General features: G+C 70.1%; 15 protein-coding genes. 4 read left to right on the plus strand and 11 right to left on the minus strand.

Annotated features, from left to right (window positions below; genetic code table 11):
• Window positions 1–92 precede the first annotated feature (92 nt).
• Together ACZ3TS_RS16955 and ACZ3TS_RS16960 are read left to right on the plus strand one after the other, a co-directional pair.
• A complete protein-coding gene (locus ACZ3TS_RS16955; protein ID WP_467618462.1) occupies window positions 93–599 on the plus strand; it encodes a GNAT family N-acetyltransferase in 507 nt (168 codons plus the stop codon).
• A 148-nt stretch (window positions 600–747) separates the two neighbouring features.
• Complete coding sequence (locus ACZ3TS_RS16960; RefSeq protein WP_467618639.1) at window positions 748–1,032, plus strand: PASTA domain-containing protein; 285 nt, start codon at window positions 748–750, stop codon at window positions 1,030–1,032.
• Window positions 1,033–1,149: 117 nt separating this feature from the next.
• On the opposite strand, the gene ACZ3TS_RS16965 is transcribed toward ACZ3TS_RS16960, so the two are convergent.
• The 4 genes from ACZ3TS_RS16965 to ACZ3TS_RS16980 form a co-directional block, all read right to left on the minus strand.
• Complete coding sequence (locus tag ACZ3TS_RS16965) at window positions 1,150–1,845, minus strand: demethylmenaquinone methyltransferase (RefSeq protein WP_467618464.1); 696 nt, start codon at window positions 1,843–1,845, stop codon at window positions 1,150–1,152.
• Window positions 1,846–1,924: 79 nt separating this feature from the next.
• Entirely contained in the window at window positions 1,925–3,223 is a 1,299-nt protein-coding gene (locus ACZ3TS_RS16970; protein WP_467618466.1) for an acyltransferase family protein, read from the minus strand.
• Window positions 3,220–5,583 carry a bifunctional polysaccharide deacetylase/glycosyltransferase family 2 protein gene (locus tag ACZ3TS_RS16975; RefSeq protein ID WP_467618468.1) on the minus strand — a complete coding sequence of 788 codons (2,364 nt, stop codon included), beginning with the start codon at window positions 5,581–5,583 and terminating at the stop codon, window positions 3,220–3,222. The genes ACZ3TS_RS16970 and ACZ3TS_RS16975 overlap by 4 nt, the downstream gene beginning before the upstream one ends.
• Before the next feature lie 19 nt (window positions 5,584–5,602).
• Window positions 5,603–5,902, minus strand: coding sequence for a hypothetical protein (locus ACZ3TS_RS16980; RefSeq protein ID WP_467618470.1), 300 nt, complete (start codon window positions 5,900–5,902; stop codon window positions 5,603–5,605).
• Between the two features lie 401 nt (window positions 5,903–6,303).
• Between ACZ3TS_RS16980 and ACZ3TS_RS16985 the strand changes: the two genes are divergently transcribed.
• Window positions 6,304–7,341, plus strand: a complete 1,038-nt coding sequence (locus tag ACZ3TS_RS16985; RefSeq protein WP_467618473.1) for a chitinase — start codon at window positions 6,304–6,306, stop codon at window positions 7,339–7,341.
• Between the two features lie 3 nt (window positions 7,342–7,344).
• Here ACZ3TS_RS16985 and ACZ3TS_RS16990 read toward each other — a convergent pair whose 3' ends face one another.
• From ACZ3TS_RS16990 to ACZ3TS_RS17010, 5 genes are all read right to left on the minus strand, one after another.
• On the minus strand, window positions 7,345–7,992 hold the full coding sequence (locus ACZ3TS_RS16990) for an imidazolonepropionase-like domain-containing protein (protein ID WP_467618475.1): 648 nt from the start codon (window positions 7,990–7,992) through the stop codon (window positions 7,345–7,347).
• A 7-nt stretch (window positions 7,993–7,999) separates the two neighbouring features.
• Window positions 8,000–9,199: a cyclic dehypoxanthinyl futalosine synthase gene (gene mqnC, locus ACZ3TS_RS16995; RefSeq protein WP_467618478.1), complete on the minus strand. Its 1,200-nt coding sequence runs from the start codon at window positions 9,197–9,199 to the stop codon at window positions 8,000–8,002.
• A 141-nt stretch (window positions 9,200–9,340) separates the two neighbouring features.
• Window positions 9,341–10,066 carry a prepilin peptidase gene (locus tag ACZ3TS_RS17000; protein WP_467618481.1) on the minus strand — a complete coding sequence of 242 codons (726 nt, stop codon included), beginning with the start codon at window positions 10,064–10,066 and terminating at the stop codon, window positions 9,341–9,343.
• Window positions 10,067–10,116: 50 nt separating this feature from the next.
• The gene (locus ACZ3TS_RS17005) at window positions 10,117–11,835 is read right to left on the minus strand and encodes a serine/threonine-protein kinase (RefSeq protein ID WP_467618641.1); all 1,719 of its coding nucleotides are present in this window, start codon (window positions 11,833–11,835) and stop codon (window positions 10,117–10,119) included.
• A gap of 93 nt (window positions 11,836–11,928) precedes the next feature.
• Window positions 11,929–12,777, minus strand: coding sequence for a menaquinone biosynthetic enzyme MqnA/MqnD family protein (locus ACZ3TS_RS17010; RefSeq protein ID WP_467618483.1), 849 nt, complete (start codon window positions 12,775–12,777; stop codon window positions 11,929–11,931).
• A 355-nt stretch (window positions 12,778–13,132) separates the two neighbouring features.
• Here ACZ3TS_RS17010 and ACZ3TS_RS17015 point away from each other — a divergent pair, with 355 nt between their 5' ends.
• Window positions 13,133–13,336 carry a cold-shock protein gene (locus ACZ3TS_RS17015; protein WP_043442843.1) on the plus strand — a complete coding sequence of 68 codons (204 nt, stop codon included), beginning with the start codon at window positions 13,133–13,135 and terminating at the stop codon, window positions 13,334–13,336.
• A gap of 164 nt (window positions 13,337–13,500) precedes the next feature.
• Here the strand turns inward: ACZ3TS_RS17015 and ACZ3TS_RS17020 are convergent, their stop codons facing one another.
• Both ACZ3TS_RS17020 and ACZ3TS_RS17025 read right to left on the minus strand, forming a co-directional pair.
• Window positions 13,501–14,706: a cytochrome P450 gene (locus ACZ3TS_RS17020; RefSeq protein ID WP_467618486.1), complete on the minus strand. Its 1,206-nt coding sequence runs from the start codon at window positions 14,704–14,706 to the stop codon at window positions 13,501–13,503.
• Window positions 14,707–14,813: 107 nt separating this feature from the next.
• Entirely contained in the window at window positions 14,814–15,818 is a 1,005-nt protein-coding gene (locus tag ACZ3TS_RS17025; protein ID WP_467618488.1) for a DUF1259 domain-containing protein, read from the minus strand.
• Window positions 15,819–15,954: the final 136 nt, after the last annotated feature.

Genomic DNA, 15,954 nt, shown 5'->3' on the forward strand with positions numbered 1-15,954 from the left:
CCGAAATCATCGGCGAAAACGGCGTGCTGACGGGCACTGGACATGGGCAGTCTATTCAGCGGTACTGATCCCCCGGCTGAAGGGCTGCCCCCGTGAACCGAGCTCTCCCCGACGTACGGCTGCGCGTTCCCAGCGACGAGGACGCCTTCGCGTGGCACCGGGTCTTCGACGACCCCGAGGTCATGGAGTTCCACGGAGGCCGGGCCGCCGAGCTGTCCGTGTACGAGGAGCTCACCGCCCGCCAGCGCAGACACGACGCCGAGCACGGCTTCTGCCTGTGGACCATGCTCGACGAGTCGGGCGAGGTCATCGGCTTTACGGGCGCGCAGCCGTGGCCCGGCGAGTGGGGCCCGAAGGGCGAGATCGAGATCGGCTGGCGGCTCGGGCGGGCGCACTGGGGCAAGGGGTACGCCACCGCGGCCGCCCTCGCCACGCTGGAGCGGTTGCGAGGTGCGGACGTGCCCCGGGTCGTGGCGATGGTCATGGCCGCCAACGAGCGGTCGATCGCGGTGACCCGGCGCCTCGGCATGGAACTGGCCGAGGTCTTCCCGCACCCCACGCTGACGGAGCCCGCGCACTGCTACCGGCTCGATCTGTGACACCGGGTAACCGACTGCTACAGAAAGACACATGACGCTTCCGGGTGGCACCCTCGGCCGGTTACCCTTCCAGTACCGCTGGGGGTGACATTCTGTGCCTATAACACCCAAAACACCCGAAGTGCGCGTGCCACGGCTGGTCGGCCTGATGGCAATGGACGCACGGGAGGCCGCCGCGAAGCAGGGCGTACTCCTGGCCGCGCCCGACCGGCCGGACTTCCACCGCACCGTCGTCGACTACGTCGTACGTCAATATCCCCTGCCCGGCGCCGAGGTGCCGCGCGGTGCCGTGGTCACCGTGTGGTTCGACCTCAGTGAGGGCGAGGGCGGCGGCGGCGCCGGGGTGCGCGAGCCACGGCTGCCCATCCCGCCACCGGGCGGGCTGCGCCGGGAGCTCGACGAACCGGGCGATGCGTTCGAGGTGCTCAGGTGACCCGCACGGCCAGGCCGTCTTGAGGGCCGTCAGACCGTCATGAGGGCCGTCAGACCGTCATGAGGGCCGTCAGACCGTCATGAGGGCCGGGCCGTCAGACCGTCTTGAGGGGGGCCGTCAGGCCGTCTTGAAGCCGCGGTGCAGCGCCACGATCCCGCCGGTGAGGTTCCGCCACGCCACCTTCGACCAGCCCGCCTTGCGCAGCCGCTCGGCGAGGGCAGGCTGGTCGGGCCAGGCGCGGATGGATTCGGCGAGGTAGACGTACGCGTCGGGGTTGGACGACACCGCACGGGCCACCGGCGGCAGCGCCCGCATCAGGTACTCGGTGTAGACCGTACGGAACGGCGCCCAGGTCGGGTGCGAGAACTCGCAGATGACGACGCGGCCGCCGGGCTTGGTCACCCGGTACAGCTCGCGCAGCGCCCCGTCCGTGTCCTGCACGTTCCGCAGCCCGAAGGAGATCGTCACCGCGTCGAAGACGTCGTCCTTGAACGGCAGCCGTGTCGCGTCGCCCGCGGTGAACGGCAGCCAGGGGTGCCGCTTCTTTCCGACCTGGAGCATCCCGAGCGAGAAGTCGCAGGGGACGACGTAGGCTCCCGTGCGCGTGACGGGGAGCGACGAGGTCGCCGTACCGGCCGCGAGGTCGAGGACCTTCTGCGCGGGGCGCGCGTCGACCGCCTTCGCGACCTCCTTGCGCCACACCCGGTCCTGGCCGAGCGACAGCAGGTCGTTCGTCAGGTCGTACCGTTCCGCCACGTCGTCGAACATCGAGGCGACTTCGTGCGGCTGCTTGTCCAGGGATGCGCGGGTCACGGTGCCCATTGTGGCAGTACGAGCCGGGCGCGGCTCAGGCGCCCGGCCCGTACGCCGGTCATCGCGATCCCCGGGAGACCTACGGGAGCAGCTTCGGCTTCTTCTTCGCGGCCACGTCCTCGACCCACCCCACGAGCGCGATCGCGATCCAGATCAGCACCCAGCCGATGCCGTACATGAACCACTGGCTGTCCAGCGGCAGCCACTTCTCGAACGCGGGCACGTCCCAGAAGCGGTCGATCAGCGGCACGGCCAGGACGAGAGCGATCTCGTGCCAGAGGTAGATCGTCACCGCGCGCGCGTTGAAGATCGTCACGATCCGGTCGAGCCGCTTGAAGCGGGCCAGCCGGGCGAAGTCGATGCGGAAGTACGCCTTGGCGAACATCAGCAGCGTCACATAGCCGGCCGACCAGAACGTCTGGGCGAGCGGGATGTCGTCCAGGTCGTAACTGCTGGTATCGGCCTGGTGACTGAGGGCGTACCAGCCGCCGTACGCGATCGCCGCGAGGGAGAGCACGACGACGGGAGCGGGCCTCAGCCGCCGCAGGACGCCCTCGCGGTGCGCGAAGCCGAGCAGCCAGCAGAAGAGGAAGGTGGCGAAGTCGTACAGACCGCTGCCGAAGCGGTTTTCCGGGGGCGACCACACGTACTGGAACACCACGATCGGGGCGAGCGAGGCGAGCAGTACGCGGACGGGGGCCGGCCGGAAGACCTTCAGCAGGAACGGCGAGAGGAGGACGAACCACAGATAGGTCCTCAGGTACCAGAGGATCTCCCAGGCCTGCTCGCCCCAGGCGTTGCCCGGCGGGTCGCCGATCGGCACGATCCAGTAGACGATCTGCCAGCCGGGCATCCAGTCGTGGACCAGCATGGCGAGCACGACGAAGAAGCCCCAGAACCAGAACGGGGGCAGGAGCCGGCGCAGGCGGCTCCTGCCCACCGTCAGGGCCGGGCGCTCCAGGGACTTGGCCATGAGGGTGCCGGCCAGCGCGAACATGACGCCCATGGAGGGGAACACCAGGCCCGCCCAGGGCCACCCGAAGGTGTGGTACGTGACCACGCGCACGAGCGCGATGGCTCTGAGGACGTCGAAGTAGCGGTCGCGTCCGGTCGCCTTCGGCCCGGGCCGGTCCGACGGTGGCTCCTCGGCCTCGGCGACGACAGGTTCCGGTTCCGGCTCGGGTACGGGCTCCGGTTCCACCACGGGCAGTGGTGCGGTGTCGGTGGCGTACGCCTGACCGTGGTCCACGTACTGCTGCTGCCCGTACCCGTACGACTGCGGCTGGGCCTGCGGCTGCGGCCCGTAGCCGTGGCCGTAGCCAGAAGCCTGACCGTATCCGTAGCCCTGGCCGTATCCCTGCTCCTGCCCCCAGCTCACGAGCTCGCCCCCGCCGGTGTCCCCACTTCGCCCGTGCGCTTGAGTTTCTGCCAACGCAGGCGGCCGCCGGTGAGGGCGGTGATGCAGGAGTGGATCAGGACCAGGTACATCATCTGGCGGTAGGCCAGCTGCTGCAGCGGCATCATCAGCAGATAGCGGTACTGCTCGCCGTCCAGGCGGAACGCGTAAGCCGCGCACAGGAGTTGGATGGCCAGGACCGTCAGCCACGCCAGCAGCGCCGCCTGGAAGTCCACGAAGATCATCGAGTAGATCGTGAAGACGTCGATCAGAGGCGCGAAGACCGGCGTGACGATCTGGAAGATCACCACCAGCGGCATGCCCACCCTGCCGAAGCGGCCCGAGGGCCCCTTGTCCGTCAGCGACTTGCGGTGCTTCCACAGCGCCTGCATGGTCCCGTAGGACCACCGGTACCGCTGCGACCACAGCTGCTTCAGCGAACCCGGTGCCTCCGTCCAGGCCCTGGCGTGCTCCTGGTAGACGACCCGCCAGCCGGCGCGGTGCAGCGCGATGGTGACGTCGGTGTCCTCGGCGAGCGTGTCCTCGCTCATGCCGCCCACGTCGAGCACCGCGTCACGGCGGAACGCCCCGATCGCGCCCGGGATGGTGGGCATGCAGCGCAGCAGGTCGTACATGCGCCGGTCCAGGTTGAAGCCCATCACGTACTCGATGTGCTGCCAGGCGCCGATGACGGTCCTGCGGTTGCCGACCTTCGCGTTGCCCGCGACCGCGCCGACCTCTGGGTCGGCGAACGGCTGCACCAGCTGCCGTACGGTATCCGGCTCGAAGACCGTGTCGCCGTCCATCATCACGACGATGTCGTACCGCGCGCTGCGGACACCGTTGTTGAGGGCGGCCGGCTTGCCCGCGTTGTCCTGGCGGATGACCCGCACGTTCGGCAGGCCGAGGCCCTCGGCGATGTCCGCGGTGCCGTCCGTCGAACCGTCGTCGACCACGATGATCTCGATCGGATGGGTGCTCAGGGCGAGCGAGTTGAGCGTGTTGGCGATGCACTCCTTCTCGTTGTACGCGGGCACGATCACGCTCACCGGCCGTGTGACCGGCGGCCCCCAGTTGAACCTGCGTTTGTTGCGCTGCCGGTCGTGACGGCGGGCCAGGACCAGCATCATCCCGAACCGGCCCATGACGGCGAAGCCGACGACGGCCAGCCCGCTCGCGAGCACCGGCACGGTCCACTCGGCGATGGCGACCGTCCAGATGAGGGCCTTGCCTTCATAGAGGGTCGCGCCGGTAGCGGTGCGGTGTGCGGCCTGGAGTCGCGAGACCGCGGAGCCGGTCTGCCCGGTGCCGCCGGTGCGCTGCCCGTTCGGCGGGGTGCCGGTTTGACCGCCGCTCGCGGCGGGGGCACCGGTGGCGGCACCCGCCGGCTGGTTCGTGCCCGCCGTCACGGTGCCCGAGCCGGTTCCCGAGAGGGCCCCGGTGCCCGCGGTCGCCCGCCTGCTCGCGTTGTCCTTCGCGACGACCCCGCTGATCGTGGTGAAGGTGTAGCCCTTCGCCTTCATCTTCTTGATGTACCGCGGCAGCGCCTTGATGGTCTGTGAGCGCTCCCCGCCCGCGTCGTGGAAGAGGACCGAGGCGCCCTTGTTCTTCTTCGGCGTGGCCCACTTGATGATGTTCGAGACGCCGGGCTTCTTCCAGTCGTCGCTGTCCGTGTCGACGAAGACGCTGGTGTAGCCCTGTTCGCCGAGCTTCTTGTAGACGGGCCAGCTGTAGTCGTCGATGGCGTCCGTCTCCGAGGAGTAGGGCGCGCGGAAGAGCGTCGTGGTGATGCCGGCCGCGCCCGCGAGGGCGAGCTGCGTCTGGTCCATCTCGCGGTTGACGCGGGCGTCGCTCTGGTACGACAGGTCGACGTGCGTGAACGTGTGGATGCCCACCTCGTTGCCCTGCTGAACCATCGTCTTCACGATGTCCGGGTAGCGCGAGACCATCGAGCCGACCAGGAAGAACGTGGCCGGCACGTCGTTCTCCTGAAGGATCTTCAGGACCCGGGGCGTCCAGGTCGGGTTCGGGCCGTCGTCGAAGGTGAGCGCGATCGTCTTGTCCGGCACGGACTCGGTCACTGCCTGCCCGCCCCGGAAGGTGAGGATCGGGCCGCCGTCGAGGACCTTGTCGGGAACGTCGCCGGCGCCGGCCCCGGTGCGTACGCGCTGGTCGCCGCCCACCTCGGCGCGCAGATAGCCGTCGAGCAGCATCACGCTGGTGAGGGCGAGCAGAAGCAGTCCGGCGAGGATGATGCGCGGTCTCTGGAGTGCGGCGGCCTTTCCGGCGGCCCGCTCGATCTTCGAAGGGGCGCGTCGGCGGCCGCGTGAGGACGTCGTCATGGGGGTGACCGCGTTCCCCTCAGTTGGTGCCGGTGGAGGCGGACGAGGCGGGCGCGGCCGGGTCGGTCGACACGCCCGAGGGCGGGGCGCCGGTGGGCGTTCCGGTCGGCGCGACACCGCCCAGGCCGCCCTGCGGGCGGATGCCGCCGGGTGCGGCCTGGCCTCCGCCGAAGGGCAGCAGTGAGGACGGGGCCAGCGAGGTGCCCCAGCCCATGAAGGCCATGCCGAGTACGACCGCGTACCCGAGGCAGACGGCGCCGACGAGGAGGCCGAACCGGCGCAGGAGCTTCGCCCTGCGCCCGGAGTTGTCAACGAACACGGGTCCCTCCGCGGACCCGCTGCCGCTCTTGCGGCGGCGACCGCGAGCGGGGGCCGTGGAGGCACGTTTTTCGATGGCGGACTCGGATTGCATTCTCCGGAGATTAGGCCCGCTTTATGTGGCCTAATCTCTGGCCATCTTGTGAGCGACCCATGAGAAATTGTCGAAGCTGTCTCCTTCCTGAGAGTTCCCCAGAATGGCTGCACAACCCAGAGCCGGGCACAACGAGGCGAATGCCTCGAGTTTCGCCCCGATCCGTCCGGTTCGCGAAGCACTCTCCAGGAAATTACCTGTGCGTTCGTTGTCCAAATGAATCACAGACGGATGTGATTCATTTCCGTTTTGGAAACGCACTTTGTTTCCGTCCTGAGACAGAAATCACGAGAGCGGGTGCATGCGCAATGAGGAGTTTCCTGAAGCCGGCGACCGGGCTCACCTGCCTGTTCGCTCTGGCCGTCACGGGGTGCTCCTCCGGCTCCGGCGGCTCCTCCGACGCCGCGACCGGCGAGACCCCGCGGGCCGGTGCGTCCGCGTCGGCGGCCGAGGAACAGGCGGCGTCGTCGACCGCGTTCGAGCCGTACGTCAGCGCCACGGAAGCCTCCGAACTGGACGCGGCCGGGTCCCCGTCGACGTACAACCTCGCCTTCGTGATCTCCGACGGCAGCAGCTGTACGCCGAAGTGGAACGGGACCGAGGCCGTCGGCTCCTCGGCGGTGAAGGCCCGGATCGCCGCGCTGAAACGGCACGGAGCCGAGGTACGCGTCTCCTTCGGCGGTGCGTCCGGGAAGGAACTGGCATCCGTCTGCGGCAGCGCGAGCGCGCTGGCGGCGGCGTACGCGAAGGCGCTGGACGCCGCCGGGGCGACACGGGCGGACTTCGACATCGAGGGCGCCCAGCTGACGGACTCGACGTCGGTCGAGCTGCGCTCGAAGGCGATCGCACTGCTGCAGAAGGAACGCGGCGACCTGACGGTGTCCTTCACCCTGCCCGTGATGCCGTCGGGCCTGGACGCCGGCGGCAAGGCGCTGCTGGAGTCGGCCAACGACCACGGCGTGCAGGTCTCCACCGTCGACATCATGACGATGAACTACGGCGAGTCGTACGCCGGCGACATGGGCGACTACGCGATCACGTCGGCGGAGGCGGCCCACGACCAGCTGGCCGACATCTTCGGCCTGTCGCCGAAGGCCGCGTGGCAGGGCCTCGCGCTGACCTCGATGATCGGCGTGAACGACGTGGCGGGCGAGACGTTCACGCTCTCCGACGCCGCCCGGGTACGCGCGTTCGCGGAGGAGAAGGGGGTGGCGTGGGTGTCGATGTGGTCGACGTTCCGCGACCGGCGGTGCGAGGAGGGAGACGCGGCATCGGACGACGCGGCGACCGACTGCAGTGGGGTGAAGCAGAGTTCGGGGGCGTTCGGGAGGACGTTCTCCGGGTGAGCTCTACCGGCGGCGGTACAAAAGCCGCCCCTCGACAACCGTCGCCACACAACTCCGGCCCCCGCGCTCGGCGAGGGCGTTCTCGTCCGGCACGTCGAAGACCGCGAAGGTCGCGTGCATGCCGGCGTACGGCAGCAGAGGCATGAGGATCGCCTTCGTCAGGCTCCGCCCGGCCAGCGGATCGAGGGTCGGCGGACCGGCAGGATCCTCGAACCGCTGCTCGACCGTCAGCCCCGCGCGGTGCACGGCGTCCGAAACCGCGGGCCGCCACAGGTCACCCGCCACCGCGACGGTCCCGTGCGCCAGCATCCGCTGCACCCCGCGCCGCGCGCTCGCGCCCCAGCGGGCGTCTGTCATGGGCAGCGCGGCGAGCGCCGCGCCCGTGAGCGGCTCGGTGCCGAGTTCGTCGGCCTCGCGCGGGTCGGGATGGTAGGCCTGCTCAAGGAGTTCGGGCCCGTACGGGTTCAGCAGTCCCGGTGTGAGCAGCCCCGGCCAGCGCCGGACCCGGGCGGCCGGATGCGCGGCCGCCAGCTCCTCGTACGGCCCCACGGCCTCGATCTCCCGGCCGTCCACGAGCACCGCGCCACCCGGCACGCACGGCCACCGCCGATCCCCCGGCACCAGGAGGTCGGCCACATGAAGCGTCGGCATCCCGGCCCTAGTTGGACGCGAGCAGCTTCAGCTCCGGATGCGCCGTGCCGCCCTCGATCGCCGTCGACGAGATGTGGGACATGACCCGCTCGTCGACCGGGTCGTTCGCCGGGTCGTCGTGGACGACGAGGTGCTCGTACGTCGTGGCGCGCTGGGCCGGGACACGGCCTGCCTTGCGGATCAGGTCGATGATCTCCATCCGGTTGGAGCGGTGCTTCGCGCCGGCGGAGGAGACCACGTTCTCCTCGAGCATGATCGAGCCGAGGTCGTCCGCGCCGTAGTGCAGTGACAGCTGGCCGGCCTCCTTGCCGGTGGTCAGCCACGAGCCCTGGATGTGCCGGACGTTGTCGAGGAAGATGCGGGCGATCGCGATCATCCGCAGGTACTCGAAGACGGTCGCCTGGGTGCGGCCCTTCAGGTGGTTGTTCTCGGGCTGGTAGGTGTACGGGATGAAGGCCCGGAAACCGCCCGTGCGGTCCTGTACGTCACGGATCATCCTCAGGTGCTCGATGCGCTCGGCGTTGGTCTCGCCGGTGCCCATGAGCATGGTGGACGTCGACTCGACGCCGAGGTTGTGCGCCGTCTCCATGATCTCCAGCCACCGCTCGCCGCTCTCCTTCAACGGGGCGATGGCCTTGCGCGGCCGCTCAGGAAGGAGTTCGGCACCGGCACCGGCGAAGGAGTCGAGTCCCGCGGCGTGGATGCGCGTGATGGCCTCTTCCACCGTCACGCCGGAGATCCGCGCCATGTGCTCGACCTCCGACGCGCCCAGGCTGTGGATGACCAGCCGGGGGAAGGCCTCCTTGATGGCGCGGAAGTGCTTCTCGTAGTACTCCACGCCGTAGTCCGGGTGGTGACCGCCCTGGAACATGATCTGCGTACCGCCCAGCTCGACGGTCTCCGCGCACCGGCGCAGGATGTCGTCGAGGTCGCGCGTCCAGCCCTTGGCGGTGTCCTTCGGGGCCGCGTAGAAGGCGCAGAACTTGCACGCCGTCACGCACACGTTCGTGTAGTTGATGTTGCGCTCGATGATGTACGTCGCGATGTGCGCGACACCGGCGTACTTCCGGCGGCGTACGGCGTCGGCGGCGGCGCCCAGCGCGTGCAGCGGGGCGTCGCGGTAGAGGGCGAGCGCTTCTTCCGGGGTGATCCGCCCACCGGCGGCGGCGCGGTCGAGGACGGACTGGAGGTCGGCCTTCTCGGTCACCGGGCGTCCCTTTCGTAAGGGTTGGAGAAAACAGGCGCGAAGCGCATTCGATACAAGGGTGGTGGTGGGAGACGGGCGGGCGGACGTAAGGGTCGTGGAGGACCCGAACCAGCCTACGCCAGCGGCTTTGCCGGGCCGACGTCAGGCGGCATACGCGCCGATCAGCAGCCCGACGAAGGCGCCAGTGATGAGGAACGGCCCGAACGGGATGGCCGTCCGCCGCCCGGCGCGCCGCAGGGCGACAAGCCCGAACCCGTACAGCCCTCCGAAGAGGAACCCGGCGAAGGTCCCGAGCACCACGGTGGACCAGCCGTACCAGCCCAGCACCGCCCCGAGCCCGAGGGCGAGTTTGACGTCGCCGAAGCCCATGCCGTTCGGGTTGACGAGGAAGAGCAGGAAGTATCCGCCGCCGAGCACGAGCGCGCCGAGCAGCGCCGTGAGCCACTTCCCCGCGTGCTCGGGCAGGGCCGCGGCGGCGGCCAGCAGAACGAGGGCGAGGGCGGCGAGCGGCAGGGTGAGTACGTCCGGCAGCCGCTGCACCCGGAAGTCCACGATCGTCAACAGGACGCCGACGGGGGCGAGCAGCAGCCAGACGAGCAGTTCGGGGCGGGTGCCCGTGGCAAGCGCGAGCCCCGCGCAGACCAGCGCGGTGACCGTGCCCACGAGCACGGTCCCGGGGCCGTACGGCCGCCCGTCGTCACACCGCGCCCGGCCGACCCACCCGCCGATCGGATGCCCGTGCGGGCACCGGTCCCGCCACGGCTGCTCGGGGTCGACGGAGAGCCGGTAGGCGGCCCGGGGCACCAGCACACCGGCTACCGCACCCCACAGCGCTGCACCGGCGGTCAGCCAGAGATCCAGATCCACGCCGCCAGGGTAAGCGCCGGTGCACGGGCCCGACCCCGCGGATCCTTGGGCTACTCGACCTTCGCCATCCGCGACGTCGGGTTGCCGGCGTCCGGGTTGTCCGTCTCGTACTTGAGGTCGGCGCCGACCGGTGTCAGACGCACCTCGTGGCGTCCGGTCGTGCACGTCGACGGGTTCGATTTCCTGGCCACGCTCGTGGCGACGAGCTGCCGGGCCGAGGCCCGCTTCAGCAGCAGTACGTCGTCACAGATGCCGCCGAGCTGGTCGATGGACCGGAAGGTGCCGATCTCCTCGCCGGCACCCGCCTGCCGGATGGTGACGCGGAAGGTGCCCGCGGGAAGCGTGCCGCCGAGCGCCAGGGCATCGCCCTGCCAGGTGCCGAGATAGGCGGCGGGCACCTCCGTCCGCCCTGTGCCCGGGACGGCCGAACTGTGCGTGGGTGCCCCGCCCCCGGCTGATCCGTCCTTCTGCGAGCCGCCCTTGTCCAGCAGCCCGAACAGGAACGTCGACCCGACCGTCACCGCGGCCAGCGCTCCCGCGACCGCGAGCGCGACCGTGCAGCTGACGCGCCGGCCACGACCGCCGGTTCCGGGCACGGAGGTCGCGGCGACACTCACCGATACCTTCCCGGGCCCGCCGTCAGCGGAGGGCACGGCGTCCCGCGGCTGTGGCCGCACCACGTGGGCGGGAGGGTCCGCAGGAGCGGTCATGTCGGGCGGTGGGCCGAAGACCCCCGCGGGCTGTGGCCCGAAGCTCCCGCCGGGCAACGGCACTTCGGAGCCGGCTGAAGCGTGGTCCGCCTCCGACCCGACCGCCGAGGACCCGCCCACCGCGGCCCTGCTGAACCCCACCGGCCCGGACGGCTCCGCCTCCCCCGCCTCCAGATTCAGCAGTTGTACGGCCTTGCGACTGACCTGTTCCACCAGCGGGCCGGGCAGCCAGCCCGCGGTGACCAGGGGGGCCGCGCCCTGGGGGGCGAGCCGCCCTGCCACCTGTGCCGGTGCGGGGCGCGCGGCCGGGTCCTTGGCGAGGCACGCGGACACCAGCTCGCGCAAGGCACCCTCGAGCGCGCCGAGTTCCGGCTCCTCGTGGACGACCTTGTACAGCAGCGCCGCGGAGGAGTCGCCCGGGAAGGGGGACTGCCCGGTCGCCGCGTACACCAGCACCGCGCCCAGTGAGAAGACGTCCGCCGCGCCCGTGACGCCCTTGCCGAGGATCTGCTCGGGCGACATGTAACCGGGCGAGCCGACGGAGACTCCGGTGGAGGTCAGCGACGCCGTGCCGTCCGTGGCGCGCGCGATGCCGAAGTCGATGAGGAGCGGGCCGTCGAGGGTCAGCAGGACGTTCGACGGCTTCACGTCCCGGTGGACCAGTCCGAGGCCGTGCACCGCAGTCAGGGCTTCCGCGAGTCCCGCGCCCAGGACCCGTACCGAATGGAGCGGAAGCGGGCCGTCGTCGGTCACCGCCGCGCTCAGGGACGGGCCCGCCGCGTATCCGGTCGCGACCCACGGCACCGACGCCTCCGGGTCCGCGTCGAGGACCGGCGCGGTCCAGGCGCCGCCGACCCGCCGCGCGGCGTCCACCTCACGGCGGAAGCGGGCGCGGAACTCCTCGTCCAGCGCGAAGTGCGGATGCACGACCTTGACCGCGACCGTGCGCCCGCCCGCGCTGCGTCCCAGATAGACGCGGCCCATCCCGCCGGAGCCGAGCCTGCCGAGCAGCCGGTAGGGCCCCACGACCGTGGGTTCGCCGGCCTCCAGCGGCTGCATGGCGTCCACCCCTCCCCCGTATGACTCCCAGCAGGGTAGTGCCGGCGGTGCGCGCTACGGTGCCCCTCTGCCGCGGCCCCCCGGGCAACTCCCCTACTGCTCCAGGAGCTTCACCTTCACGTCCGCCGGGAAACCGGTCGTCGGTCCGACCCGCCGGGCGAACTCGGCGACCGCCGCCAACTGGTGACTGCCGAAGCGGAAGTCGAGCGTCGTGAAGTAGCGCTCCAGGACCTGCTCGTCGAAGGCCTCCCAGCGGGCCGCCTGCTCCGCGACCTTGCCGACCTCCTCCAGGGACAGGTTGCGGGAGGCCAGGAAGGCCTCGTGCACCTTGCGGGTGATGGCCGGCTCGCGGTCCAGGTACTCGCGCCGCGCCGCCCACACCGCGAAGACGAACGGCAGGCCCGTCCACTCCTTCCACAGCGAGCCGAGATCATGCACCGCGAGGCCGTAGCGCGGCCCGTCGAGGAGGTTGGCGCGCAGGGCGGCGTCGCCGATCAGCACCGCCGCCTCGGCCTCCTGCATCATCAGGCTGAGGTCGGGCGGACACGCGTAGTAGTCGGGTGTCACCCCGTAGCGCTCGGCGAGCAGCAGCTGGGCGAGGCGCACGGAAGTACGCGAGGTGGAGCCGAGGGCGACCCGGGCGCCGTCCAGCTGGTCCAGCGGAACCTGGGAGACGATCACGCAGGACATCACCGGGCCGTCACAGCCGACCGCGATGTCGGGGAAGGCGACCAGCTCGTCGGCGTGCTTGAGGAACTCGACGAGGGTGATGGGCCCGATGTCGAGGTCGCCCTGCACCAGCTTCTCGCTGAGCTTCTCGGGGGTGTCCTTGGTCAGCTCGAAGTCCAGGAGCGTGCCGGTTCTCGCGAGCCCCCAGTACAAGGGCAGGCAGTTGAGGAACTGGATGTGGCCGACGCGCGGCCGGGTGCGAGAATTGTCCACATCGCGAGACTAGACCCCGTGCGGTACGGCGCTCGCCCCAGGGTGCGCGAGCGGCCTCGCGAACGCCCCGGACGCCTGATGTCAACCTCTGCGACTACGATGTGACACGGCGACGTCAACCCAGTTCACCACCCGTTGAAACATTCGGGTGAAGTGATCTTGACCTCTATTGCTTTCGGCTGCCCGCGTGCTAGGCTCGCCGCAAGTTGCAGTTTGGTTTCCTTGCAGTACAGAGCCTGCGGAGCATGTGACCGCGGGCTCTCGTCGTTTTCAGAGACGTGCAGTTGTGCGGCGCTTCAGTTTTCACACTTGCAGGTTCTGGAGCAGGGCAACCCTTTGGGCCCAAGGAGGGCTTATGGCTACCGGAACCGTGAAGTGGTTCAACGCCGAAAAGGGCTTTGGCTTCATCGCCCAGGAAGGCGGCGGTCCCGACGTCTTCGTCCACTACTCCGCGATCAATGCGAACGGCTTCCGTTCGCTCGAGGAGAACCAGCAGGTGAGCTTCGACGTGACGCAGGGTCCGAAGGGCCCGCAGGCGGAGAACGTCACCGCCATCTGAGTCACCGGTCTCGGAGTTTCGGTCTTCGGTTCCAGGCCTTCGGCTCACTGAGCCCGATTGCTTTGATCCGGAACGGACAGCAGTACCCAAGGAGCCCCGCGCGCCGTCCGGCGCAGGGGGCTCCTGCTTTTTTGCCTGGATGTGCGCACGGTCGCCGCGCGGCCCTACCAGGCCACGGGCAGCTCGAGCGGGAAGCGGCGGATCGTCTCCGTGTCCCAGCGCACGTCCTCCGGCGGTACCGCGAGCCGCAGCCCCGGGAACCGCTCCAGCAGCCGCCCGATGGCCACTTCCAGCTCCGCCATGGCCATCGGGACGGCGATGCACCGGTGCCCGCCCCACCCGAAGGTCATGTGCGGCGCGGGGGGCCGGTCCGGGTCGATGACGTCCGGGTCCGGGTAGCGCTTGGGGTCACGGTTCGCCGTCAGGTACGACACATGGACGAACTCACCCGCCCGGATCCGTACGCCGTCGATCTCCACGTCCTCCAGCGCCACCCGGGGAATGCCGACCCCCTTGCGGAAGGGGATGACGCGGAGCAGCTCGTTCAGGACGTCCGTCAGGGTCTCCGGCCGGTTCCTGAGGTGGTTCACCAGCTCGGGGTGGGTCAGCAGGAGATAGGAGATGTCGCTGATCTGGCAGGTGGCCGTGTCCTGCCCGCTGAGCACCAGCGTCAGCGCCATGACCGCCAACTCCTGGTCGTCGAGCGCGTCCTCGCCGTCCTTGGCGGCGGCCAACGCGCTGATCAGATCGTTTCCCGGGGAGCGCCGCCGCTGTTCGACCAGTCCGCCGAAGTACTCCCGCAGCTCGGCCTTGGCCCGCGCGGCGGTCTCACGGCCGTCCGGACCCGTGGCGAGCAGTTGATGCGCGTACTGCTGCATCCGGGGCCAGTCCTCCCGGGCGATCCCGAGGACGTCGTAGATGGTCTGCTGCGGCAACTGGTTCGACAGATGGTGGACCAGATCCGCCGGCGGCCCCTGCTCGGCCATCTCGTCGAGCAGGGTGTCCGCGAGCCGCGTGATCCGCTGCCGCATCCGCTCCACGTGCCGCTTGGTGAAGGCCTGCGACGCCAGGTGGCGCAGGCGGGTGCTGTGCGGCGGATCGATCACATTGATCGACTCCGGGGAGACGATGGGCTCCGGTGTCAGCCGCGGATAGTCGGACCCCATGATCCCCGCCCGGCTGAACCGCTGGTCGGTGGTCACCTGCCGCACGCCCTCGAATCCGGTGACCAGCCAGGCGTCGGCGTCGCCGTACGGAAGCCGGATGCGGGTGATGGAATCGCGGGCCATGAGCGCCGCGAGCGTGGGATCGAACTCCAGGGCGTCGCTGAAGTCGAACGGACAGGGGATTGCTTCGCCGCTTGAGGTCATCGCGCAGTTCTCCGTTTCCAGCCGCCTTCGCCGCTATTCCATGCATATGCCCTTTCCGCCTTGTAGCGCCGTCGGGATACCGCCACATGCGCTATGCGGCCCGGCGGTCAGCCGAGCGGGATCGGCATCGGCGCGACGTTGGTGGCGTCGACCGCGGCGCGAAGCCCCCGGGCGAGCCGGACCGCGTCGCCGACGGCCCAGAAGTGGACGAAGAACAGCCGGGGCTCGTCCCTCAGGCCGTGGTTGTGCAGCTCGACGAGCTGCACTCCGGCACGCCTCAGGGCCATGAGGACGACCTGGACCTCTCCGGCGATCATGGCGCAGTCGCCGCTGATCGCGGCCCGGCCGCCGCCCAGCGGCTGGAAGTTGATCGCGGTGGTCGATCCGAGGCCCGGCGGCAGCACCATCTGGCCGTCGGTGACGGTCTCACGGCGGATGAACGTGCTCTTGTAGATCCCGTCGTCGGGGGCACCCTTGACACCCAGCGCGGCATCGATGCCCGCGGTGTCCAGGTCGACGGGCGGCGGTGGGATGAGCGGCGGCCGGGCAGGGGGTGGGGTGCCGGTGCGGTCGAACGCGGCGCGCAGGCCCCGGGCGATGCGCACGGGGTCGTGGCCGTGCGCGTGGACGTGGATCCACCAGATGTCGGGTGACTGGGAGAGCAGGTGCTTGTGGATCGCGGTCTGCTCGATCCCGTGGGCGTACAGGGCATCGCTGAACGGCTGCATCTCGTTCTCGGTGACCACCACATCGCCCATGAGCAGCGTGCCCCCGTCGGCGTAACGGACGAAGGCCACGTGCGAACCCAGGGCGAGCGCCGGTTTGACGACGACTCCGTGGGAGACCACCGCGAGGTCCCGGCGCGGGAGGCCCGTGTGGTACATCACGTTCCGCTTCATGTCGCCCGTCCGGCCCAGCGCGTCGGCCACTCCCGTCCAGTCCGACAGGGCGGTGCGCACCGGCGCGACCGGCTCACTGTGTCTCCCCCGTGTCGCTCCCGTGGACAGGGCGCACGCGGGCGTCGCCCCGCCCAGCATGGGCGCGAGGGCGGCCGCGGCCAGCATGCGCCGCCGCGACGGGTGGGTGTCCTGCTGTCGGTCCTCAGCCATCATGTGAGCCTCCTGACGGGATGGAAGCACGAAGGCTGACGGACACCCGCCATCACCGCCACGGCTGCGGCCAGGTGGGCTAACCAGTCGTCGGCGATCGGGTGAAACCGCCCAAGTCGAGGGTGCCGTGGAGATGCGC

It is taken from the genome of Streptomyces sp. NPDC022910 (assembly GCF_055561075.1).

What these genes read in the sequence shown, in the direction of transcription:
- ACZ3TS_RS17015 (WP_043442843.1), top strand. Translation starts at nt 13,133, where the DNA reads ATGGCTACCGGAACCGTGAAGTGGTTCAACGCCGAAAAGGGCTTTGGC.
- ACZ3TS_RS17005 (WP_467618641.1), bottom strand. Translation starts at nt 11,835, where the DNA reads ATGCAGCCGCTGGAGGCCGGCGAACCCACGGTCGTGGGGCCCTACCGG.
- ACZ3TS_RS16960 (WP_467618639.1), top strand. Translation starts at nt 748, where the DNA reads ATGGCAATGGACGCACGGGAGGCCGCCGCGAAGCAGGGCGTACTCCTG.
- ACZ3TS_RS17020 (WP_467618486.1), bottom strand. Translation starts at nt 14,706, where the DNA reads ATGACCTCAAGCGGCGAAGCAATCCCCTGTCCGTTCGACTTCAGCGAC.
- ACZ3TS_RS17025 (WP_467618488.1), bottom strand. Translation starts at nt 15,818, where the DNA reads ATGATGGCTGAGGACCGACAGCAGGACACCCACCCGTCGCGGCGGCGC.
- ACZ3TS_RS16975 (WP_467618468.1), bottom strand. Translation starts at nt 5,583, where the DNA reads ATGACGACGTCCTCACGCGGCCGCCGACGCGCCCCTTCGAAGATCGAG.
- ACZ3TS_RS16990 (WP_467618475.1), bottom strand. Translation starts at nt 7,992, where the DNA reads ATGCCGACGCTTCATGTGGCCGACCTCCTGGTGCCGGGGGATCGGCGG.
- ACZ3TS_RS16985 (WP_467618473.1), top strand. Translation starts at nt 6,304, where the DNA reads ATGAGGAGTTTCCTGAAGCCGGCGACCGGGCTCACCTGCCTGTTCGCT.